Source organism: Micromonospora sp. C41 (assembly GCF_018070485.1).
Lineage (GTDB): Bacteria > Actinomycetota > Actinomycetes > Mycobacteriales > Micromonosporaceae > Micromonospora > Micromonospora chalcea.
Genome location: NZ_JAGPXP010000006.1, coordinates 185,530 through 207,087, shown reverse-complemented (window position 1 = coordinate 207,087; position 21,558 = coordinate 185,530). Strand labels below are relative to the sequence as shown.

General features: G+C 71.8%; 25 protein-coding genes and 1 pseudogene. 14 read left to right on the top strand and 12 right to left on the bottom strand.

Annotation, left to right across the window (positions count from 1 at the left end):
* Positions 1-34: 34 nt before the first annotated feature.
* The 6 genes from KBX43_RS09645 to KBX43_RS09620 all read right to left on the bottom strand — a co-directional run bounded on the left by KBX43_RS09645 (position 35) and on the right by KBX43_RS09620 (position 3,736).
* Entirely contained in the window at positions 35-889 is an 855-nt protein-coding gene (locus tag KBX43_RS09645) for a PH domain-containing protein (protein ID WP_043326880.1), read from the bottom strand.
* Between the two features lie 6 nt (positions 890-895).
* Positions 896-1,054 (bottom strand): hypothetical protein, encoded by a 159-nt coding sequence (locus tag KBX43_RS09640; protein WP_013283898.1) that lies wholly within the window; start codon positions 1,052-1,054, stop codon positions 896-898.
* A gap of 117 nt (positions 1,055-1,171) precedes the next feature.
* Positions 1,172-1,858, bottom strand: a complete 687-nt coding sequence (locus tag KBX43_RS09635) for a TFIIB-type zinc ribbon-containing protein (protein WP_307189064.1) — start codon at positions 1,856-1,858, stop codon at positions 1,172-1,174.
* Positions 1,859-1,957: 99 nt separating this feature from the next.
* Positions 1,958-2,581: an RNA methyltransferase gene (locus KBX43_RS09630; RefSeq protein WP_043326883.1), complete on the bottom strand. Its 624-nt coding sequence runs from the start codon at positions 2,579-2,581 to the stop codon at positions 1,958-1,960.
* A 34-nt stretch (positions 2,582-2,615) separates the two neighbouring features.
* Positions 2,616-3,107, bottom strand: coding sequence for a hypothetical protein (locus KBX43_RS09625; RefSeq protein ID WP_043330668.1), 492 nt, complete (start codon positions 3,105-3,107; stop codon positions 2,616-2,618).
* Between the two features lie 95 nt (positions 3,108-3,202).
* Entirely contained in the window at positions 3,203-3,736 is a 534-nt protein-coding gene (locus KBX43_RS09620) for a MaoC family dehydratase (RefSeq protein WP_338013367.1), read from the bottom strand.
* Positions 3,737-4,264: 528 nt separating this feature from the next.
* Between KBX43_RS09620 and trxA the strand changes: the two genes are divergently transcribed.
* The 3 genes from trxA to KBX43_RS09605 all read left to right on the top strand — a co-directional run bounded on the left by trxA (position 4,265) and on the right by KBX43_RS09605 (position 6,113).
* Positions 4,265-4,627: a thioredoxin gene (gene trxA, locus KBX43_RS09615; RefSeq protein WP_018789069.1), complete on the top strand. Its 363-nt coding sequence runs from the start codon at positions 4,265-4,267 to the stop codon at positions 4,625-4,627.
* 140 nt (positions 4,628-4,767) lie between these two features.
* The gene (locus tag KBX43_RS09610; RefSeq protein WP_064447585.1) at positions 4,768-5,208 is read left to right on the top strand and encodes a hypothetical protein; all 441 of its coding nucleotides are present in this window, start codon (positions 4,768-4,770) and stop codon (positions 5,206-5,208) included.
* The gene (locus KBX43_RS09605) at positions 5,205-6,113 is read left to right on the top strand and encodes an HTTM domain-containing protein (protein ID WP_043326888.1); all 909 of its coding nucleotides are present in this window, start codon (positions 5,205-5,207) and stop codon (positions 6,111-6,113) included. The genes KBX43_RS09610 and KBX43_RS09605 overlap by 4 nt, the downstream gene beginning before the upstream one ends.
* 18 nt (positions 6,114-6,131) lie before the next feature.
* On the opposite strand, the gene KBX43_RS09600 is transcribed toward KBX43_RS09605, so the two are convergent.
* The gene (locus KBX43_RS09600; protein ID WP_043326890.1) at positions 6,132-6,551 is read right to left on the bottom strand and encodes a thiol-disulfide oxidoreductase DCC family protein; all 420 of its coding nucleotides are present in this window, start codon (positions 6,549-6,551) and stop codon (positions 6,132-6,134) included.
* Here KBX43_RS09600 and KBX43_RS09595 point away from each other — a divergent pair.
* The 6 genes and pseudogenes from KBX43_RS09595 to KBX43_RS09570 all read left to right on the top strand — a co-directional run bounded on the left by KBX43_RS09595 (position 6,550) and on the right by KBX43_RS09570 (position 11,931).
* The gene (locus KBX43_RS09595; protein WP_307851492.1) at positions 6,550-8,676 is read left to right on the top strand and encodes an intein-containing Rv2578c family radical SAM protein; all 2,127 of its coding nucleotides are present in this window, start codon (positions 6,550-6,552) and stop codon (positions 8,674-8,676) included. The two genes, KBX43_RS09600 and KBX43_RS09595, sit on opposite strands and share 2 nt — an antisense overlap.
* Positions 8,677-8,753: 77 nt before the next feature.
* A complete protein-coding gene (locus tag KBX43_RS09590) occupies positions 8,754-9,851 on the top strand; it encodes a helix-turn-helix domain-containing protein (RefSeq protein ID WP_043330670.1) in 1,098 nt (365 codons plus the stop codon).
* Positions 9,848-10,396 carry a hypothetical protein gene (locus tag KBX43_RS09585; protein ID WP_064447582.1) on the top strand — a complete coding sequence of 183 codons (549 nt, stop codon included), beginning with the start codon at positions 9,848-9,850 and terminating at the stop codon, positions 10,394-10,396. The genes KBX43_RS09590 and KBX43_RS09585 overlap by 4 nt, the downstream gene beginning before the upstream one ends.
* A 77-nt stretch (positions 10,397-10,473) precedes the next feature.
* Positions 10,474-10,596, top strand: a pseudogene (locus KBX43_RS09580) (IS3 family transposase); the annotation flags it as partial.
* A 136-nt stretch (positions 10,597-10,732) separates the two neighbouring features.
* Positions 10,733-11,155: a CoA-binding protein gene (locus KBX43_RS09575; protein ID WP_043326894.1), complete on the top strand. Its 423-nt coding sequence runs from the start codon at positions 10,733-10,735 to the stop codon at positions 11,153-11,155.
* 32 nt (positions 11,156-11,187) lie between these two features.
* Positions 11,188-11,931, top strand: a complete 744-nt coding sequence (locus KBX43_RS09570; RefSeq protein WP_069087211.1) for a hypothetical protein — start codon at positions 11,188-11,190, stop codon at positions 11,929-11,931.
* Between the two features lie 3 nt (positions 11,932-11,934).
* Here KBX43_RS09570 and KBX43_RS09565 read toward each other — a convergent pair whose 3' ends face one another.
* A complete protein-coding gene (locus KBX43_RS09565; RefSeq protein WP_013283885.1) occupies positions 11,935-13,131 on the bottom strand; it encodes an acyl-CoA dehydrogenase family protein in 1,197 nt (398 codons plus the stop codon).
* A 177-nt stretch (positions 13,132-13,308) separates the two neighbouring features.
* Here KBX43_RS09565 and KBX43_RS09560 point away from each other — a divergent pair, with 177 nt between their 5' ends.
* Positions 13,309-13,710, top strand: coding sequence for a DUF4190 domain-containing protein (locus KBX43_RS09560; protein WP_043326898.1), 402 nt, complete (start codon positions 13,309-13,311; stop codon positions 13,708-13,710).
* Positions 13,711-13,713: 3 nt separating this feature from the next.
* On the opposite strand, the gene KBX43_RS09555 is transcribed toward KBX43_RS09560, so the two are convergent.
* Positions 13,714-14,604 (bottom strand): SDR family NAD(P)-dependent oxidoreductase, encoded by an 891-nt coding sequence (locus KBX43_RS09555; protein WP_036342954.1) that lies wholly within the window; start codon positions 14,602-14,604, stop codon positions 13,714-13,716.
* A gap of 114 nt (positions 14,605-14,718) precedes the next feature.
* Between KBX43_RS09555 and KBX43_RS09550 the strand changes: the two genes are divergently transcribed.
* A complete protein-coding gene (locus KBX43_RS09550; protein WP_043326901.1) occupies positions 14,719-15,270 on the top strand; it encodes a DUF4190 domain-containing protein in 552 nt (183 codons plus the stop codon).
* Positions 15,271-15,314: 44 nt separating this feature from the next.
* On the opposite strand, the gene KBX43_RS09545 is transcribed toward KBX43_RS09550, so the two are convergent.
* The gene (locus tag KBX43_RS09545; protein ID WP_043326903.1) at positions 15,315-16,271 is read right to left on the bottom strand and encodes a CoA ester lyase; all 957 of its coding nucleotides are present in this window, start codon (positions 16,269-16,271) and stop codon (positions 15,315-15,317) included.
* A 124-nt stretch (positions 16,272-16,395) separates the two neighbouring features.
* Between KBX43_RS09545 and KBX43_RS09540 the strand changes: the two genes are divergently transcribed.
* The 3 genes from KBX43_RS09540 (at position 16,396) to KBX43_RS31460 (ending at position 18,279) form a co-directional block, all read left to right on the top strand.
* The gene (locus tag KBX43_RS09540; protein WP_166455797.1) at positions 16,396-17,220 is read left to right on the top strand and encodes an SDR family NAD(P)-dependent oxidoreductase; all 825 of its coding nucleotides are present in this window, start codon (positions 16,396-16,398) and stop codon (positions 17,218-17,220) included.
* A gap of 42 nt (positions 17,221-17,262) precedes the next feature.
* Entirely contained in the window at positions 17,263-17,550 is a 288-nt protein-coding gene (locus tag KBX43_RS09535; protein ID WP_043326906.1) for a hypothetical protein, read from the top strand.
* 84 nt (positions 17,551-17,634) lie between these two features.
* Positions 17,635-18,279: a hypothetical protein gene (locus KBX43_RS31460; protein WP_247677256.1), complete on the top strand. Its 645-nt coding sequence runs from the start codon at positions 17,635-17,637 to the stop codon at positions 18,277-18,279.
* A gap of 3 nt (positions 18,280-18,282) precedes the next feature.
* On the opposite strand, the gene KBX43_RS09525 is transcribed toward KBX43_RS31460, so the two are convergent.
* Positions 18,283-20,418 carry an APC family permease gene (locus KBX43_RS09525; protein ID WP_223201249.1) on the bottom strand — a complete coding sequence of 712 codons (2,136 nt, stop codon included), beginning with the start codon at positions 20,416-20,418 and terminating at the stop codon, positions 18,283-18,285.
* Between the two features lie 66 nt (positions 20,419-20,484).
* On the bottom strand, positions 20,485-21,477 hold the full coding sequence (locus KBX43_RS09520) for a DMT family transporter (protein WP_210884117.1): 993 nt from the start codon (positions 21,475-21,477) through the stop codon (positions 20,485-20,487).
* Positions 21,478-21,558 lie beyond the last annotated feature (81 nt).

Genomic DNA, 21,558 nt, shown 5'->3' with positions numbered 1-21,558 from the left:
GTGTGCAGTTCATCCGATGTTCGGACGAAAACTTTCAAGCTCCGTCGTCGGCCTTCGCCTCGTCGGCCTCCTTGCCCAGCCGTGCCTCGACCGCCTGCGGCTCGTACATCTCCTCGACCACGCGCAGGTAGAGCTCGTTCGGGTTGGGCAAGTTCTTGATCACCCGGAGTGCCTGTTCCTGGCCGGCGGACTCCAGCACGAACGTGCCGTAGTTGAGCGCGCGGCCGGTCGGGCTCTGCTCGTACTTCATGTCGGTGACCCGGGTGAGCGGCATCATCGCGACCTGGCGGGTGATGATCCCGTTGACCACCATCACCCGCTTGTTGGTGAGGATGAACCGGTCGTACCACCAGTCGGCGACCTTCCAGGCGACCCAGCCCATCACGCCGAACCAGAGCAGCACGGCGACGGTGGTCAGCGCGCCGACGTCCCGCCCGGCGAGGAAGCCGGAGAGGTAGCCGAGCACGAACGTGGCCGCCACGCCGACGATGATCGGGGTGGTGAGGTGGATCCAGTGCCGCTTCCACTCGCCCCGGTAGCGCTCGGTGGGGAAGAGGTAACGCGCCACGAGCGAGCTGGGCTCGTCCTCCAACGGCAGCACCCGGCGGGGTGCCATGCCGGTGGCGTCGGACCGCAGCCCGGCCAGCTCCTCCTCGGAGATCGGCTGGTCCGGGAAGCCGTCCGGATCCCGTGCCCAGGCCCGGCCGGACCGCCCCTCACCGGTGTACGCGCTGCCGTAGCCGGCGTCGTCCGCGTCCGCGTACGGGCCGGGGCCGTAGGCGCTGGGCGGCTCGTCCGGGTCGATCCGGGGGATCGGCTCGGTGTCGCGCTCCCGGCGTGCCCGGTCGGGGTCGTCCGGGTCGAAGGGTGGACCGGAGGGGCTTCCCATGGGCGGCTAGGCGACGAGGTTGGTGAAGAAGTCGCCGAAGCCCTGCGCGATGTCCATGATGCCGCCGCCGAGAGACTTGAAGACGTCGGCGGCGGAGTTGGGCCGGTACGCAACGAAGAAGATCAAGAATGCGATGCCGGCCCAGGTGAGGACCTTCTTGACCATAGCGGGCCATCCTCTCGCGCGGCGCCGGGTCCGTTTACCGCAGCGGCACCCAGAGTATCAGCATGGTGTCTTACCGTGAATATCTGCGTCCGCTCTCCGACTCACCGGTGCGGGCGGTCAGGCCCGTCCGTGCAGGTACGGAGACGGTGCGCCGTACACGAGTTCGGGCGGTGTCCACTCGGTGAGGTCGTGCAGCACGACTTCTTCCGCGAGGAGGTGACCCGCACTCGCCGGCCAGGCTATCGCATGGAGCCACATTCCCCGAGCCTCGCCGGCGTACGCGCTTCGATCCGTTTCGGAGCGTACGAGCCACAGTGGAGTCGGATGGCCGCCAACGCGGATCTTCGCGTGCGGCAGCCGCTCGGGATGACCAGGGCCGGGATCGGTCAACGCCTCCTCCACCTGGGGACCGGGATCGGGGCCGGGCAGTCCCGCGAAGCGGGAACCGAGACCGATGCCGGGTTCCTCGGCGACGAAGATCAGGTCGGCCGGTCCACCGTCCAGCGGGGCCGGTCCGGCGCAGGCGACCAGCGTGGCCCGGACTCCAGCGCGTTCGTCGCCCGCCCAGGCCACGCCGGTGAGCGTCCAACCCGGTGGGAGCGGCCACGGGCACCACAGCGGCATCCGGAGCCGGCCGGTCGGGTCGGGGTCGGCCGCCATCCGCTCGACCACGCTGGCCATGATCTCGTCGTTGATGCGCTCGGGCACGTGCAGCGGCGCGACCGGGCCGCAGCGCAGGCACCGGTGCTCGGCGTGCATCAGGTCCGGCTCGCGTACCGGCCCGGCGCATCTCGGACAACTCACCGCGACAGTCACACCCTCACCGTCGCCCCCGCACGGCGGGGCGTCAAGCGGGGCGGGCCGACCGGCGTGGGATTTCCGTCCGGTGGTGGAACCGCGGCGTCAGTCCGGCGGCGGCCCGGCGTACGACCGGATCCAGGCGTGCATGGCGATGCCGCTGGCCACGCCCGCGTTGATGGACCGGGTCGAGCCGTACTGGGCGATCGAGAAGAGCGCGTCGCAGGCCGACCGCGCCACCGGGGACAGGCCGGGTCCCTCCTGACCGAAGAGGAGCACGCAGCGGCGCGGCAGCACGGCGGTCTCCATCGGCCGTGAGCCGGGCAGGTTGTCGATCCCGACCACCGGCAGGCTCTCGTCCCGCGCCCAGGCGACGAACTCCTCGATCGTCGGATGGTGCCGGACGTGCTGGTAGCGGTCGGTCACCATGGCGCCCCGGCGGTTCCACCGCCGCCGCCCGACGATGTGCACCTCGGCGGCGAGGAAGGCGTTGGCGTTGCGGACCACGGTCCCGATGTTGAAGTCGTGCTGCCAGTTCTCGATCGCCACGTGGAACTCGTGCCGCCGCCGGTCCAGATCGGCCACGACCGCCTCGCGCCGCCAGTAGCGGTACCGGTCCACCACGTTGCGCCGGTCACCGGCGACGAGCAGCTCCGGGTCGTAGCGCGGGTCGTCCGGCGGGTCACCGGGCCACGGCCCCACACCCACGTCGAGCTGGTCGTCGGTCACGGTTGCCGAGGGTACGGCCCGGCCAGCCTCACAGTCAGCGCAGGTCGAGCGCGCCGCCCAGCCGGTCGAGGAAACGCCGGTCGGCGGGACTCGGCGTGGTCTGCCCGGCGCGGCACACGCGGGCGGCGACCGACTCCACCCACTGCCGGTACGCCGCCGAGTCGGCCGGATCGGCGCGGCGGCGCAGCACCCGTACCGCGGCCCGGGCGGCGGCCAGCAGGTCGACCAGGTCGGTCAGGCGCTCGTCCCGCTCGGTCGCGCCGTCGTGGCGGGCGTAGATGGCGGCCACCACGGCGCGGACGAGATCACTGTCGAAGGCGCGTCCGGCGGCCACCGCGTCCAGACCGGCGAGGCCGGCGGCGACACCGCGCGGCGGACGCCCGGGCCCGGGCGCCGCGGCGGCGACCAGCACGCGGCCGGGCAGGTCGGTGAGCAGGTCCCACTCCGTCGCGGAGTACGCGGCGGTGGTGAGCGGCGCGGCGCGGCGACCGGCGGAAGGCGGCTCTACGGCTTCGGAGTGGCTCATGGGCACCTCCAGCCCGAGCATATGCCTCCGGACGAGATCCGGGCCCCGTCCCCGCCGAACGGAGAACGAGGCCCGGTGAGCCGGACGGACGCGGGTCAGCGCGGCTCGGGGAAGCTGGGACGCTCCGGGTCGACGCCGTCCGGGACGGCGGCGGCCGCGTACTCCTTCTTGGGGACCATGACCTTGCGGCGGAACACGCAGACCAGCGTGCCGTCCTGGTTGTAGCCGCGGGTCTCGACGGCGACCACGCCCCGGTCGGGCTTGGAGGCCGACTCCCGCTTGTCCAGGACCGTCGTCTCGCCGTAGATGGTGTCGCCGTGGAACGTCGGCGCGACGTGCCGCAGCGACTCGATCTCCAGGTTGGCGATCGCCTTGCCGCTGACGTCCGGCACGGACATGCCGAGCAGCAGCGAGTAGATGTAGTTGCCGACCACCACGTTGCGCTTGAACTGCGAGGCGGACTCGGCGTAGTGCGCGTCCATGTGCAGCGGGTGGTGGTTCATGGTGAGCAGGCAGAAGAGGTGGTCGTCGTACTCGGTGACCGTCTTGCCCGGCCAGTGCCGGTAGACCGCGCCGACCTCGAACTCCTCGTAGTAGCGGCCGAACTGCATCCTTGTCCCCTTCGACAGGCGGCGATGGAGTTCGGCACAGCATGCCTTATCGCTTGTTAAGGCGAGGTGCGGGGCGCTCACGCGGCGGAAATGTCACACCGAGGGCCACCGAGGTCCGGACGCAATGAGCGGCGGGGCCCTCCCCGGCACCCGCCGCCCACGCTCTGATGCGAAGAATTCTGCCGTACGGCGCACCACATCAACAGAGACGGAGGTCACATTTACCTTTTCGTAACACTACGGAAAGTCACCGACGCACTGTCGGTAAGCGATCTCCGCAGGCTGGATAGATGCTCGTCAAGCCCGAAGTTACTGATTCGTAGCCAGAACTGTGCGTGATCTCCTTGGAAACGCTCCCATCACGTCCCGTCACGCAAGTGCGGCATGCATTTGCGTTCCGCACGAGCGGCCCGCACAGATAGAGTTCGATGTGCCCAGGGTCACCGTCCGGGCGCTGTGCGTTTCGCCCCCACCGTGCCGGGAATTCGGACGGACTGACCCTGGTTCCACCGGGCGTACGACAATCCGCGGTGATCGGAGAGAGCAATGGCAACGGTTGAGCTGACCACGGCCAACTTTGACGAGGTGACCGGCCAGGACGGGATCGTCCTGCTCGACTTCTGGGCGGACTGGTGCGGCCCGTGCAAGCGCTTCGCCCCGGTCTACGAGCGGTCCTCGGAGAAGCACCCGGACATCGCCTTCGGCAAGGTCGACACCGAGGCGCAGCAGGAGCTGGCGGCGAAGTTCAACATCAGCTCCATCCCGACGATCATGGCGATCCGTGACGGCGTGATCGTGTTCGCCCAGCCGGGCGCGCTGCCGGAGTCCGCGCTGGAGAACCTGATCGAGCAGGTCCAGGCGCTGGACATGGACGACGTCCGCAAGAAGCTGGCCGAGCACAACCACTGACGTACCCGACGCCGCCGGACGACCCCGCCAGGGGCCGGCCGGCGGCGTTTCCACGCCCGCCGCACCGCCGGGACGGACAGTGAGGAATGGCCGACTGAGGGACACTTTCGGCCGCTTCACTCCCGTATCGTCACCATGCGATGGAGACCTTGACCGCCCGCGGGCGCGCGGTCCGAGTGGGCGCCACCCTGCTCGGCCTGGCGCTGCTGCTCCTGGGCACCGTGCGCGGCACCGACGACGACTTCCCGTTCGGGCCGTTCCGGATGTACTCCACCTCCGACCCGCCGAACGCGCCCGCCCCGGACACCCGGGTCGAGGGCGTGGACCGCACCGGCGCGGTGGTCCCGCTCGGCCAGGACGCCACCGGCATCCGCCGCGCCGAGATCGAGGGCCAGCAGAACCGCTACGCCGCCGATCCGAGCCTGCTGCGGACCGTCGCCGACGCGTACGCCGAACGCCACCCCGACGCCCCCGACCTGGTCGAGGTGCGCATCGTGGTCCGCTGGTTCGACATCCAGGGCGGCCGCCCGACCGGCAGGTGGACCGACGAGACGGCCGTGCGCTGGGAGACCGGCGGATGACCGCCTGGCTGACCGAGGCGGTCCCGCGCGGCCGGATCGCCGCGTTCCGCACCCTGGTCTACCTCTTCGTCGCCGCCGACCTGGTGGTGTTCACACCCTGGGTACGCACCCGGGTCGACGTACCCGGCGACCTCTACCAGCCGCTGCTCGTCGGCCGGCTGCTCCCGCTGCCCACCCCCACCCCCGCCCTGGTCGGCGTGGTGTTCTGGGCGCTGCTGGTCACCGCGCTGCTCGCCGCCACCGGCCGGGCGCACCGGCTGCTCGGCTGGACGGTCTTCGCGCTGTACTTCGAGTGGATGATCGTGGCGATGAGCTACGGCAAGGTCGACCACGACCGCTTCGCGCTCCTGGTGGCGCTGGCCGTGCTGCCCACCGCCGGCCGCGCCCGGCACGGCGACCCGACCCGTACCGAGGCGGGCGGCTGGGCGCTGCGGGTCACCCAGATCTCGGTCATCTGCACGTACTTCCTCGCCGCCTGGGCCAAGTTCCGCTTCGGCGGCCTGGACTGGGCGAACGGTTCGGTGCTGGCCCGCGCGATCATCCGGCGCGGCACCGACCTCGCCGACCTGATCGCGCAGGTGCCGCACCTGCTGATCGTGGCGCAGTTCGGCATCCTGGCGTTCGAGCTGCTCAGCCCGCTGGTGTTCGTGCTGCCGGCGCGGTGGCGGACGATGACCGTCGGCTTCTTCTACTCGTTCCACCTGGTGACCATCGCGACGATCACCATCTCGTTCGCGCCGCACCTGGTGGCGATGACCAGCTTCCTGGCGCTGGAGAAGGTCCGTCCGGTGGTGTTCGTCCGGCGTCTGCTCGGCCGTCCGCCGCCCGCCGCGCCGACGGCGCCCGCGACGGCGCCCCTCTCGCCGGCACCGGCCCCCGACCCGTCCTCGACCGCGCCCGCCTGACCACGGCCACCCGGCCGGTCAGGCGGTCGGGCCCGGGCGTCCGGTCGGGCCGTACAGCCGTTCCCGGGCCTCCTGCGGCAGCGCGCACGCGGCCGTGCCGCCCGGCAGCCGGTGCCGGTTGCGGGCCACCCAGCGGTACGCGGGCCAGGCCGCGGCGCGTACCGGGGGAAGGCGCAGTCCGGCCCCGGCGAACCGCCAGAGCGGGCCGCTGTCGCCGAGCAGCCGGGCGATGGCGTCCGGCCCGGCGGCGCGGGAGCCGTCGGCGCCCACCCACTGGACCGCCTCCTCGCACTCGGCCTCCGTCAGGCCCAGCGCCGCCAGGTCGGCGAACTGCCACGGGACCACCCGGGCGCCGGTCGGGATCCGACGCTCGATGAACTGCGCGCACCGGGTGCAGAAGGCGCAGTCGCCGTCGTAGACGAAGGTCGACGTCTCCATGCCCCCATCCTGCCCCGCCCCGGGGCACGGCGGCGCGCGGTGTCCGCAGCGTCACTTGCGCTTTGTTCGTACACATGTTCGAATGAGCTCCATGCGCTGGGACAACCTCTCCGCTCCCCCGGACGAGGGGACTCCCGATCGGGCGGCGCCGGCGGCTCCACCCCTGCCGCTGGCGCTGCCCGGCGCCGTCGCCCGCACCTTCGACACCCCGGACTTCGCCGACATGACGTTCTACGAGGTACGCGCCAAGTCGATCATCAATCGGGTGCCCGGCCAGTCGCGTGTGCCGTTCGAGTGGACGATCAACCCCTACCGGGGCTGCTCACACGCCTGCGTCTACTGCCTGGGCGGGGACACGCCGATCCTGATGGCCGACGGGCGCACCAGGGCGATCAGCGAGCTGGAGCCCGGCGACCGGATCTACGGCACCCGGCGGCGCGGCGCCTACCGCCACTACGTCGTCACCACGGTGCTCGACAAGTGGTCCACTGTGAAGCGCGCCTACCGGGTCACCCTGGCCGACGGCACCACGCTCGTCGCCAGCGGCGACCACCGGTTCCTGACCGAACGCGGCTGGAAACACGTCACCGGGAGCATGCGGGGCGGCGGTCGCCGTCCCCACCTGACCACCCGCAACCGCCTGCTGGGCACCGGCCGGTTCGCGGTGGCGCCGAAGCGCTCGGCCGACTACCACCGGGGTTACCTGCACGCCCTGCTCCGCGACGACGACCGGGGCGGTGCCCGGTTCCGGCTGGCCACCGCCGAGGCGGAGGCGCTGGAGCGGGCCGAACGCTACCTGGCCGACGCGGGGGTCACCGTCGAGCGGGCCACAGTCACCCGGGTCGGCCGCCGGCCGACGACCACAGTGGTACGCACGTCCGGCCCGGCCGAGGTCGTCACCGGCCTGCTGCGCCCGCCGGGCGAGACGACAGACGACTGGTCGCTGGGCTACCTGGCCGGCATGTTCGACGCCACCGGCACCTGCCACCGGGGCGTGTTCCGGATCAGCGTCGCGGACGACGGGAGCCAGGCCCGCACGTCCGGCGCGCTGGAGCGTTTCGGCTTCCGGTGGGCGCTCGACGTGCCGGGCATGCCGGGCGCGGCGCGTCAGCTCCGGCTGACCGGCGGGCTGCCCGAGCGGCTGCGCTTCTTCCACCTCACCGACCCGGCCGTCACCGCCCGGCGCTCGATCGAGGGCATGGCGCTCAAGTGCGCGGCGCACCTCCAGGTGACCACCGTCGAGGATCTCGGCCTGGAGCTTCCGCTGTGGGACATCACCACCGGCACCGGCGACTTCATCGCCAACGGCGTGGTCAGCCACAACTGCTTCGCCCGCAACACGCACACCTACCTCGACCTGGACGCGGGCGCCGACTTCGACCGCAAGGTGATCGTCAAGGTCAACGCGGGCGAGTTGGTCCGCCGCGAGCTGGCCGCCCCACGCTGGCGCGGCGCGCACGTCGCCATGGGCACCAACGTGGACTGTTACCAGCGGGCCGAGGGCCGCTATCGCCTGATGCCGCCGATCATCGAGGCGCTGCGTGACTTCGCGAACCCGTTCTCGATCCTGACCAAGGGCACGCTGCTGCTGCGTGACCTGCCGCTGCTGCGCGAGGCGGCGGAGGTGACCCGGGTCGGGGTGTCGTACTCGGTGGGATTCGTGGACGAGGCGCTCTGGCGGGCGGCCGAGCCGGGCACGCCGAGCCCGCGCCGCCGCCTGGACGCGGTCCGTCAGCTCGCCGACGCCGGCTTCGAGGTGGGTGTGCTGATGGCGCCGATCCTGCCGGGCCTCAGCGACGACGAGGAGTCGATCGACGCCACCGTCGCGGCCGTCGCCGCCTCCGGCGCGGCAAGTGTGACGCCGTTGCCGCTGCACCTGCGGCCCGGCGCCCGGGAGTGGTACGCCCGCTGGCTGGCCCGGGAGTTCCCCCACCTGGTGCCCCGCTACCGGCGGCTCTACCAGGCCGGCTCGTACGCGCCGCAGGCGTACCAGCGGGAGGTGACCGCGCGGGTGCGGATGGCGGCACGCCGGCACGGGCTGCACCGGGGCGAGACCGGCGACAACAGGCGGCTGCCGGAGACCCCGCCGCCCGCGCCTGCCGCCGAACAGCTCTCCCTGCTCTAGCGGTAATGCCCCTGAGGTTGACCCCTGAACTTCCGTGTGTTGACCCACTCCAGCGCCAAGTGTGCGATTATCGCACCATGGCTGATGGTTGGGTCTGGCCCCTCGTCGGTGAGCAGGTACGGCGAGCCCGGTTGTCGCTGGGGATCTCGCAGCAGGATCTCGCGGCGATGGTGGGGCTGGACCGCACAATGCTGGCCAAGGTTGAGGCTGGCAGCCGCCGTTTGGACGGCATGGAGCTGGCTCGGCTTTCCAGGGCACTAAGAGTGTCGATGGAGTACTTGATTCAGCCGCCGCCGGCGGTGTTGTCCCGACGAGCGGCCCCGTTGACCGAGGAAACGGACACTCAGGCAGCACGATCGTCGGAACGCCTCGAAATCGCCATGGTTGAGTGGCTGCGCAACGTCCAGCAGTTGCTGGATCTTGGCGTATTGCTTACCCGTCCGCTGCTTCGCTACCCGCACTCAGTGGAATCCGAGGATGATGCGCGTCAGACAGCCCGGTGGCTGCGACAGCGGTTCGGGCTCGGCGATGCACCGATCGGCAGCATCATGGACGTCTGTGAGCGCGCAGGTCAGTGGGTACTGGTCACCGACCTTCCAGGCGACGGAGCATCGCTCGTCGAGGGCGACATCGCGGTTGCTGTCGTAAGCACTACGGGCGACCCTGGCCGCCGTCGGGCTACCGCTGCACACGAGTTGGGGCATCTCATCATTGGTGATGAGTATTCTGCCGACCTCGGCGTGAGTGCCTCGCGTGCAGAACGGGAGGCGGTGATTGATGCCTTCGCCGCAGAACTGCTGCTGCCCGTGCAAGCGATTGCCGCAGCCGGAGCCCCCGGGACGGTGAGCCGGGACCAGATCGTGAGCTATGCGGCTCGATACCGTACCTCTTGGTTGCTGGCGTTGCGGCAGGCTGAGCAGGCAGGGACCATCGACGCAGAGACGCGTAGATCCTGGAGCCAGGTTCGGCCCACGCATGTGGAGTTCATGGAGGCATTGGGCTGGGCGCCGCAGCCCGACCTTGTGTCGGTGCGGGTACCGCCCGCCTACGCACAGGCCGTGATGGACGCGTGGCGGAACAGGCGCATCACCCGGGCGAGGGCTCTGGAGTTGATGCATGGCCACATCGCCGACGAGGATCTGCCGCAGGAGGACGACCTGGAGATCGCGCCGTGAGCCTGTCGGCGCAAGCCAACCCCGTCCTTGTACTCGACACGATGGTTCTCAGCCACTTCACTCTCGCTGACCGGCTGGACGTCTTGCAGGACCTGCTGCTCGATGCCGATTGTTGGACGACTCAGGTGGTTCGGGAGGAGTTGCGGGCGGGATCTGCGGATCATCGTGAACTGGCCGTCGCTTGCGAGGCGGATTGGCTGACCACTGCCCAGTTAGACACCCTCGATGAGGTGCGGTGCTTCACCAAATGGGCCGCGCGGCTCGGCTCGGGTGAGCGCGACCTTGGGGAGGCGTCCGTCCTCGCTGCCGCCGAACTGCGGGATGGGGTGGCCATCACGGACGACAGGAACGCGACGCAGGTCGCCCGCGCCCACGGCGCCCGGGTGCACGGCACCATCTGGCTTCTCGCGGGGGCCTGCCGGGACGGCAAACAAACCCTTACGGCTGCGGGGAACCTCATTGAGGCACTCAGAGCAACCGATGCTCGTCTGCCCTGCTCGGGAGCTGAGTTTCCCGCCTTCGCCCGTAAGCACAACCTCCTATAGTCACTACTGAAAGCTTCTTGACCTAACGGGAGGGTAGCGACTCGCGCGACGCGGCGGCTTCGGACTCCTTGTAGAACAACGTCCTGAACCGCCGATCATGGGCCACCCGCCAACAACTACGGATCGCGATCGTGACCTGGATCGAACGGACCTATCACCGCCGCCGACGCCAGCGGTCGCTGTCCGGGTTGACCCCGTTGAATTCGAGGCCATCATGCACCCACCGGCCAGTCAGGCCGCGTGACTACACCTGTCACCTGCCGGTGCAGACCCACAACGCTGCTGAGCATTACCTCTAGCGGGGAGGACCCGCGCCGGCGGGGCTAGGCTCGGGGGATGCGTTCCGCTCAGCAGATCCTCGCCGACTCCGCCGTGATCGCCGTCGTGGGCGCCTCCCGCGATTTGGGCAAGGCCGCGCACCGCGTACCGCTGGAGATGCAGCGGCACGGCTGGCGGATCATCCCGGTCAACCCGACTGTGGACGAGTTGTTCGGCGAGAAGGCGTATCCGACGCTGGCCGACATCCCGCACCCGGTCGACCTGGTCGACGTGTTCCGCCCGGCGCGGGACGCGGTCGACGTGGTCCGGCAGGCGGTGGCGATCGGCGCCCCGGCGGTGTGGTTGCAGCTCGGCATCTTCTCGGACGAGGCGCGCCGGATCGCCGAGGAGGCGGGCCTCGACTACGTCGAGGACAGGTGCCTCATCGTGGAGCGGGCCGCCGCCGGACTGACCCGTACCTCCGGCCCGACGGCCGACTGACGGCGCGGCACGCGGCGCGTACCCTTCCGGGCATGTCCGGTCCCGGCCCGATGGCTGCGGCGGTGCCCGACCGCGACGGGTTGTGGTCCCGCCGGTTGTTCGCGCTCCTGGCCGGTACGGCGGTGGCCGCGGTGAGCGGCCGGGTTCTCCTCGCGCTGGATCCGTCGCACCTCGACGCGGCTCGTGGCGTGGTGTGGCTGGTGATGCTGGGGCACCTGGCGCAGCGGTACTGGCGGCCACGGCGGAACGGCCGGCTGATCTGGCGGCCCCGGGTGGCCGGGCCGCACGGCGCCGAACCGGGGCTGGTCGCCCGGCGGTCGGCGGCGGGATGGCTGGGGCTGACCGCGGACGTGACAGCGGGTGTCGTGGTGGCCCTCGGCGGTTTCTCGGTCCTGACCGAGCGCTGGCCGCAGGTCGAGGCGGGGCGACCGCCGGTGCTGGCCGCGGTGGCTCTCGGCCTGGGCTGGGTGGTCTACGCGGAGACGCGGTTCACCGGCCGGCTGGCGTTGACCGGCGGCGGGCTCCGGTACGGCGGGGACTGGTACCCGTGGTCGGAGATCCGGGGCGTCCGGCGCTCCGGCGAGCGCGCCGGCGGTGTGCACCTCCGGCTGGAACCGGAGCGGCTGCCCCGGACGGTGGTCGGCGGACGCGACCTGGCCGTGCCGGACGAACGGCTCATCGCCGCGATCGAGGCGTTCCGGACCACGCCGGAGGCGCTGGCGGTGGGGTTGCCGGTGACACCCCCGGAGCCGGCCCCCGGCGTGGCGGAACGCTGAACGCTACTGCTTGTACTGCTTGAGCAGGCCGCGCGAGATGATCGTCTTCTGAATCTCCGAGGTGCCCTCGCCGATCAGCAGGAACGGCGCCTCGCGCATCAGGCGCTCGATCTCGTACTCCTTGGAGTAGCCGTAGCCGCCGTGGATCCGGAACGCCTCCTGGACCACCTCGGCGCAGTACTCGGAGGCGAGCAGCTTGGCCATGCCGGCCTCGACGTCGTTGCGCTGGCCGGCGTCCTTGAGCCGGGCCGCGTTGACCATGAGCGCGTGCGCGGCCTCGATCTTCGTACCCATCTCGGCGAGCTTGAACGCGACGGCCTGGTGCCGGGCGAGCGGCTGGCCGAAGGTGTGGCGCTGCTGGGCGTACGCGACGGCCAGCTCGAACGCCCGGATCGAGATGCCGCAGGCGCGGGCCGCGACGTTGACCCGGCCGACCTCGATGCCGTCCATCATCTGGTAGAAGCCGCGGCCGACCTTCTCCTCGCCGCCGAGCACGGCGGAGGCGGGCACGGTGACGCCGTCGAGCACCATCTCGGTGGTCTCGACGCCCTTGTAGCCCATCTTGTCGATCTTGCCGGGGATGGTGAGGCCGGGCGCGGTCTCACCGAAGCCGGGCTCCTTCTCCAGCAGGAAGGTGCTCATGTTGCCGTAGACCGAGTCGGCCCCGGTGTCGGTCTTGACCAGGGTGGCCACCACCGACGAGTACGCGCCGTTGGTCAGCCACATCTTCTGGCCGTTGAGGACGTAGTTGTCGCCGTCGCGGACGGCCTTCGATTTGATCGCCGAGACGTCCGAGCCGCACTCGGGCTCGGACATCGAGAAGGCGCCGCGCACCTCGCCGGTGGCCATCCGGGGCAGCAGCCGGGCCTTCTGGTCGGCGGAGCCGTGCTGCGAGATCAGGTACGCCACGATGAAGTGCGTGTTGACGATGCCGGAGATCGACATCCAGCCCCGGGACAGCTCCTCGACCACGAGCGCGTAGGTCAGCAGGGACTCGCCCAGCCCGCCGTACTCCTCGTCGATGGTGAGGCCGAACAGCCCCATCTCGCGCATGCCGTCGAGGATGTCGCTCGGGTACTCGTCGGCGTGCTCCAGCCGCTGCGCGTGCGGAATGATCTCTTTGTCGGCGAACTCCCGGACAGTTTCCAGGATCGACCGCTGCACGTCGGTCAGTCCGGGCGTCTGGGCGAGTCGGGCCATCTCAGCCTCCGGGGTCGTCGGCGCATTACTCAGGGGTAACTGAACGCTCGGTCAGTATCGGCCCCGGGACCGGCGCAGCCAAGGTGACCAGTCCCTACAACCGCTGTGAAAAGGTTCACCGCTACGGGTAGCGTCCGCAAGAGAGAGGGCCCGTTCACCTGGGGAAAAGGGGCGCGCGTGACTGACGAGCAGCCACCCTCACCGTACGAGCCGCCGCCGCACGGCCAGCCGTACGGGCAGCCGCAGTACGGCCAGCAGCATCCGCAGTGGGGCCAGCAGCCCCCGTACGCCCCGCAGCCGCCCTACGGCCAGTACGGCCCACCCGGGCCGGGGCCACGCCCCGGCGGCACGAACGTGCTCGCCATCCTGTCACTGGTCTTCGCGTTCGTCTTCGCGCCCGCTGGCATCGTCTGCGGCCACCTGGCGAAGCGGCAGATCCGGCAGACCGGCGAGGACGGCGACCAGCTCGCCACCTGGGGACTGATCCTCAGCTACATCTTCACCGCGATCGGCCTGGTGGCCTGCTGCGGCTGGATCGGGCTGGCGATCTGGGCCAACTCCGACAACGGCACCTACTGAGGCTCAGCGGAACTGCGCCTCCCGGACGCTGTTGCCACCGTCGACCACGAGCATCTGCCCGGTGATGTACGACGCGGCCGGCGAGCAGAGGAACGCGATCGCGGCGGCCACCTCGTCCGGCGTGCCGGGACGCCCGACCGGCGTACCCAGGCCCTGCTTGATCTCGGCCATGGTGGACGCCGCGGTGTGGATGATGCCCGGCGCCACCGCGTTCACAGTCACCCCGTCGGCGATCATCTCCATCGCCAGCGCCCGGGTCAGCCCGACCACGCCGGCCTTGGCCGCCGCGTAGGCCGCCTCGGTGGGCAGCGCGTTGACCGGCCCGGCGGTGGCGGCCAGGTTGACGATCCGGCCCCAGCCCCGCTCGGCCATGCCACCGATGAACGCCCGGCTGCACAGGAACGCGGTGGTCAGGTTCCTGTCGATCTCGCCGCGCCACTCGTCGTACGTCAGCTGGGCCACCGGCCGCAGCACCTCCGGGCTGGCCCGGCTGGCCAGGCCCGCGTTGTTCACCAGCACCTCGACGTCGCCGAGCTGCTCGGCCACCGCGTCGGCGAGCGCGCCCACCTCCGACTCGTCGGTGAGGTCGGCGACGAAGCCGGTGACGCCCAGCTCGCCCGCGCGCTCGTGGATGCGCCGGGTGGTGGAGACGATCGCCACCCGGGCGCCCAGGTCGGACAGCCGGCGCGCGGTCGCGTACCCGATGCCGTCGGCGCTGCCCGCGCCGGTGACCAGCGCGACCCGGCCGTCCAGCCGCATGGTGGCCGGTTCCGGCAGCGGCGCCGGCCGTTCGGAGTCGGCGGCGCCGACCGGCTCGCCGCCACGCGGGCGCCGCACCGACCCCGGCCGGCTCATGTCCCGTCGCGACCGACCCCCACGCGCGTCAAGTGCCATGCCGAGGATCCTGCCCGGTACCGACCCGCCGGGCAACGCGCGCCCGGAAAGAGGGTGCTCCGTGTCGCGAGCCGGTGGCTACCCTGAGCCGACCACGTACCTGGAGATGATCAGATGAGCTATCCCCCACCGCCCGGTGGTTGGCAGGACCCCTCGGCGGCCGGGCCGCACTCGGCGCCGCCGGCCGACCCGATCATGCCCGCGATCCCGAACCAGCCGGGCCCGGCCGACCCGTACGCGCCGGTCGCCGATCCCTACGCGCCGGTCGCCGACCCGTACGCGGGCGCGAAGTCCCCGTACGCCCCACCCGGCGGCGACCCGTACGCCGCCGCGATGCCCGGCTACCCGCCCCCGGGCACCTACCCGCCGCCGGGGGCCTATCCCGGCTACGCGATGCCGCCGGCCCGCACCAACACGATGGCCATCGTGGCGCTGGTCCTGTCGCTCGTCGGCTTCGCCTCGTGCATCACCGCGCCGATCGGCGCGATCATGGGCCACGTCGCGCGCAAGCAGATCCGGGAGACCGGTGAGCAGGGCGAGGGCATGGCCACGGCGGCCATCATCGTGGGCTGGATCCTGACCGCTCTGCTGGTCGCCGGCATCATCTTCTACATCGTGATGATCGTGATCGCGATCGGCGCGTCCAGCGCCAGCAGCAGCTACTGACGCCACCGGGCCGCCCCCGGGCGCGGGGGCGGCCCGACGCGCGATCAGGCCGAGGGCGGCGTGAACGAGGACGTACGGGACATACCGGCGGCGCGGCCCTTGGCGGCGATCACCAGGGCCATCTTGCGGGACGCCTCGTCGATCATCTCGTCGCCGAGCATCACCGCGCCGAGCTTCCCGCCCGCCTCCGAGGTGTAGTAGTCGTACGCGTCGAGGATCAGCTCGGCGTGGTCGTAGTCGGCCTGCGCCGGCGAGTAGACCTCGTTCGCCGCGTCGATCTGGCCGGGGTGCAGCACCCACTTGCCGTCGAAGCCCAGCGCCGCCGAGCGCTTCGCCACCTCGCGGAACGCGTCCACGTCGCGGATCTGCAGGAACGGGCCGTCGATGGCCTGCTTGTCGTGCATCCGCGCGGCCATCAGGATGCGCATCAGGATGTAGTGGTACGGGTCGCCCGGGTAGTCCGGGATCAGCGCGCCGACCACCAGGGACTTCATGTTGATCGAGGCCATGAAGTCGGCCGGGCCGAAGATGATCGTCTCGACCCGGGGCGAGGCGCCCGCGATGGCGTCCACGTTAACCAGCCCGGCCGCGTTCTCGATCTGCGCCTCGATGCCGATCCGGCCCACCTCCAGGCCGAGCGTCTTCTCGATCTGGGTGAGCAGCAGGTCCAGCCAGTGCACCTGCTCGGCGTTCTGCACCTTCGGCAGCATGATGCAGTCCAGGTTCGCCCCGGCGCCCTCGACCACCTCGATGACGTCCCGGTAGGTCCACGGCGTGGTCAGGTCGTTCACCCGGACCACGCGGGTCTTGCCCGCCCAGTCGCCCTCGTTCAGCGTCGCCACGATGTTCTTGCGCGCGTCCGGCTTGGCCAGCGGGGCGACCGCGTCCTCCAGGTCCAGGAAGACCTGGTCGGCGGGAAGGCCCTGGGCCTTGCCGAGCATCTTGACGCTGGAGCCGGGCACCGCCAGGCAGGATCGGCGGGGACGACCGACAGCGGTCATGGGTGCGCTCCTTCCAGCGTCCGGCGCAGGCGCCGGCGCAGCGGTGGATTTCGAGAACTTAACGATCCCAAAGGGCGTGGTGACGCCACGGTAACCTCGTGCCGTGACCGGGGTGAATGGACCTGTGGAAGATCTCACTGAGCGTCGGATCGTGGTGCTGACCGGGGCGAGCTCCGGCATCGGCCTGGCCGCCGCGGAGGAGTTGGCGCGCCGCGGTGACCAGGTGGTGCTGGTCGGCCGGGACCCGGCCCGGCTGCGCGCCGCGGGCGAGCGGGTCCGCGAGTGCTGCGGCGAGCAGCCGGAGCTGTTCCGCGCCGACTTCGCGGTGCTCGACGACGTACGCGGGCTCGCCGAACGCCTGCGCGAGCGCTACGACCGGATCGACGTGCTCGCCAACAACGCCGGCGCGATCGTGCTGGAGCCGATCACCACGGTCGACGGTTTCGAGCTGAGCATGCAGGCCAACCACCTCGCCCCGTTCCTGCTCAGCAACCTGCTGCGAGACCGGATCGGGCGGATGGTGGTCACCGGCTCGGACGCGCACCGCAGCGGCGTGCTCGACCCCGACGACCTCAACTCCGCGCTGCGCTCGTACCGGCCGTTCCGCGCGTACGGCACCAGCAAGCAGGCGAACATCCTGTTCACCGCCGAGGCGGCCCGGCGCTGGCCGGAGGTGCCCGCGCACGTGTTCCACCCGGGCGTGGTGCGGACCCGCTTCGGCAACGAGAGCCGGATCGTGGCGCTCGGCATGCGGCTGCTGCCGTTCCGCAGCCCGGAGAAGGGAGCCGAGACGCTGGTCTGGCTCGCTTGCCAGGATCCGTCCCGGCTGACGAACGGCGGCTACTACGCCGACCGCAAGCCGCACCGGCCCCGGCCCAAGGCGGCCGACCCGGCGCTGGCCGCGCGGCTCTGGACGGCCAGCGCGAAGGCCGTCGGCGTCGACGCCTGAGCGGGTCACCACGACCGCCGGTCCGCTGGGACACTCGACGCCATGACGACGGGAAACGAGGTCCTGCTGGTCGCGCTGGTCGACCTGAGCGCCGACGCGGACGCCGGGCGGCGGTACGAGGACGCGGTGCTGGCGCTGCTCGGCCGGCACGGCGGCGAGTTGCAACGGCGGCTGCGTACCGGCGACGGGGAGACCGAGGTGCACGTGATCCGGTTCGCCGCCCGCGCCGGGCTGGACGCGTTCCTGGTCGACCCGGACCGCGTCGCGCTGCGCGCCGAGCTGGGCGATGCCGCGCCCGCCACCCGCGTGCTTGAGGTACGCGACGTCTGAGCTGCGCCTTCTCACTCACTTCATCACGCGGGGACGCCGAGAACAAGACTTGATCTTGGGGCTGGCGAGGCGCAGTGTCGGGGCATGGACTTCGATCCTCTGGCCACCGCCCGCCGCGCACTCTGGATCGGCGGCGCGCAGTGGGCCGGCAAGACGACACTCGCGGTCACGTTGGCACTGCGGTACGGGCTGACCGCGTACCTCTACGACCGCCACGACGCGCGAGGGCACGACGACCGGCGGATCGCCGACCGGATCCGACGGGGTGAGCCGCCGGACGGCCCGGACGCGGAGGCCACCTGGGTGACGACCGACCCCAAGCGGATGGCGGCCGAGACCCTCGCCGGGTTTCCGCGCCGCTTCGAGTGGGTGCTGGACGACCTGAGCGCGCTGGTGAGCGGCCGCCGGGTGGTGGCCGAGGGCTGGGGGCTGCGGCCCGAACTGGTTGCCCCGATCGTCGAGTCGACAGGGCAGATGGTGGTGCTGGTGCCGACGCCGGAGTTCCGGGCGTACCAGGTGGAACGGCTGCCGCGGGCGACGGCCCGGCATCCCGGTGTGAGCGACCCGGAGCGGGCGTGGCGTCATCGGATCGCGCGCGACGAGTTGGTCGCCGCCGACGCGGTCGCCGCTGCCCGGGCGCTCGGGGTACGCGTGATCGAGGTGGACCTCGGCCGGGACGCCGAGGCGGTCGCAGCGCTGGTCGCCGACCACTTCGCCGGATACCTCTGAGCGTCACCGCGACACGTGCACCGGGACGCTCGTCACCACCACGCCGGGCAGCGCCCGCAGCGCGGTCCGCAGCCGCTGCTCGGCGCGGCTGTGCAGCAGCCGGTACCGACGTCGGCGCAGCACCACCTCCGGCACGATCACGGTGAGCGTCAGGTCCGGGCTCGCGGCGTGCAGCGCCTCCAGGTAGTGCGCCAGCGGGCCGATCACCGACCGGTACGGCGACACGATCGTCTCCAGCTTCAGGTGGTCGCCCCAGGCCCGCCACTGGTCCCGGAACCGGTCCGCCTCGTCCTGCGCCGGAGCGAGGTGCACGGCGAGCGTCGGCCGCCCGAGCGAGGTCGCGTACGCCAGCGCGCGCAGCGACGCCCGGTTCAGCCGGGCCACCGGCACCACCACCAGGTGGCGTACCTGCTGGGGCAGCTCGTCGCACTCGGCGGGCGGCGCGGACGGCGGCGAGTGCAGCGCCAGCGCGCGGTGCAGCCGGTCGTAGTGCCCGTGGATCCGGCGGAACAGCAGCACCAGCAGCGGCACCGCGAGCACCACCACCCAGGCGCCCTCGGCGAACTTGGCTACCGCCGCGGTCAGCAGCACCAGGCCGGACAGCGTCGCGCCGACCGCGTTGACCGCTAGCCGGCGACGCCAGCCCGGCCCCCGGCGGCGCCGCCAGTGCACCACCATGCCGGTCTGGGACAGCGTGAAGGCGAGGAAGACGCCCACCGCGTAGAGCGGGATCAGCCGCTCGGTGTGCCCGCCGAACGCGACGAACACCACCGCCGCGGTCAGCGCCAGCGCCACCAGCCCGTTGCTGAACGCCAGCCGGTCGCCCATGTGCAGGAACCGGCGCGGCGCGTGCCCGTCCCGGGCCATGAAGAACAGCAGCCGGGGAAAGTCGTTGAACGCCGTGTTCGCCGCGAGCAGCAGGATCAGCGCGGTCGTGGCCTGCAGGATCGCGTACCCGGGACCGCTGGGGAACGTGACCCGGCCGAGCTGGGACAGCAGCGTCTCGTCCGCGCGGGGCGCCAGGCCGTCGAGGTGGATCAGCCCGATCAGGCCGGCGAACAGCGTCACCAGCATGGCGACCATCCAGCCCAGCGTGGTGCGGGCGTTGCGCCACTCCGTCGGGCGGAACGCGGGCACCGCGTTCGAGACCGCCTCGATGCCGGTCATCGACACCGCCCCGGAGGAGAACGCCCGCAGCACCAGCAGCAGGCCCAGCCCCTCGGCCGCGGGCGCCGAGGGCGGCGGCAGCGGCGCGAAACCCCGCGAGGCGGCCTTCGCGTACCCGACCGCCAGCACCACGAGCAGCACCACCACGAACGCGTACGTGGGCAGCACGAAGATGTTCCCGGCGGTGCGTACGCCGCGCAGGTTGCCGGCGAGCAGCACGGCGATCACCAGCACCCCGAGCGGCACTGTCCACCGGCCGAGGCCGGGCAGCGCCGACGTGACCGCGTGCACCCCGGCCGCGATCGACACCGACACGGTCAGCACGTAGTCGAGCATCAGCCCGGCCGCGGCGGCGAGTCCCGGCGTACGCCCGAGGTTGTCCCCCGCGACGATGTACGAGCCGGCGCCGTGCGGATAGGCCGGGATGGTCTGCCGGTAGGACAGGCCGACCGCGACCATCAGCACCACCAGCACGGCGGCCAGCGGCAGGGCCAGCCCGAGCGCGGCGCTCCCGGCCAGCACCAGCACCGCGAGCATCGCCTCCGGCCCGTACGCGACGGAGCTGAGCAGATCCGAGGAGAGCACCGGCAGCGCGACCAGCTTGCGCATCCGCTCGTAGAGCACCGACGCGCTGGACAACGGCGGACCGATCAGGGTCCGGCGGACCCGGGCGACCGACCGGCCGGCCCGGTTGCCGGGCAGGTCCGCCGCGCCGGTGGCGACCAGTTCCCCCGGCTGCGCCACGGTGAACATGTCGATCGGCGCCAGCCGGCCGAAGCGGGTGGGCGCCGGATGGTGGTCGTGCCGGCCCAGCGTCGGGTCGACCGGCAGGTCGTCGGCGCGGCGCGGGCCGCGCCACCGCTCGCCGATCCGGCCGAGGGCCGCCCGTTCCTCGTCGCCGAGCGGCGGGAACTCGGCCGAGGGCGTGACGACCGTGCCCGCCTGTGCCGCGTCGTCCCGCTCCGCCCCCACCCTGAGCACTTTCGTGCAAACGGGACCGTCCAGGGGCCGGAACGGCGCGACTTCGCCCCGACCGGCTCAGTCGGGCGCGTCGCCGGGTCGCCGCGCCCGCTCCGCGTCGCCCAGCGGGTCCGGGTCGGCGGGCGCCGCGACCGGCGTGGCACGGCGACCGGCCCGCGCCCCGCCGAGCACCACCACCGCCACGCCGGCCAGCAGCAACGCCAGGCCGGGCAGGGCCAGCGGCCGGGGCAGCTGGCCCAGCCACACCCAGCCGATCACTGCCGCGCCGGGCGCCTCCAGCAGGATCAGCACGCTCACAGTGGTCGCGGAGACCCGGTGCAGGGCGTAGTTGAACATCGAGTGGCCGAGCAGTTGGGCGCCGGCCACCAGGCCGAGGATCGCCAGCCAGGTCGTGCCCTCGAAGCCGTGCAGGCGTACCCCTCCGACCAGGCACACCACCAGCAGGACCAGCGCGCACACGCCGTAGCAGACGGTGGTGTAGGTGGTGGTGCTGATGCTGGCCCGGGCCCGCTCACCGAAGGCGGTGTAGACGGCCGCGAACAGGCCGCCGACCACCGCGAGCAGGTCACCGGCGAACGCCCGGCCCGAGACGCCGAAGTCCGCGCCGGTGGCGAGCGCCGCGCCGAGCACGGCCACCGCGATGCCGGCCCACACCGCCGCCGGCAGCCGCCGCCCCTGCCAGCGGGCGATCAGGCCCTGCCAGACCGGCTGCGTCGCGCCGAGCGCGGTAGCGGCCGCGACCGAGGTGAGCTGCGCGCTCGGCATCCAGGTGGCGAAGTGGGCAGCCAGCGCGACCCCGGCGAGTACGCAGTAGAGGCCCTCACGCCGGCCCGGCCCGACCGTCAGGGCGCGCAGCTCGGCCCGTCGACGGGTCAGCGCCACCGGCCCGAGGACCGCAGCCGACAACGCGGTACGCCATAACGCGACAGCGAGCGCCGAGGCGGCGGCGAACGCCACGAGCGGCGCCGAGGACGACACCGAGGCGACAGCCAGGGCGAGCGCGCCCACCGTCAACACGTCGAGCGGCGGGCGATGCGGAACGGTCGGCACGAGCGGTAATCCTCACACGAACACCCGACCGACACGGAAAGTCAGCACTCCGTTACGATCATGCGTCCCGGCGATCTCCCC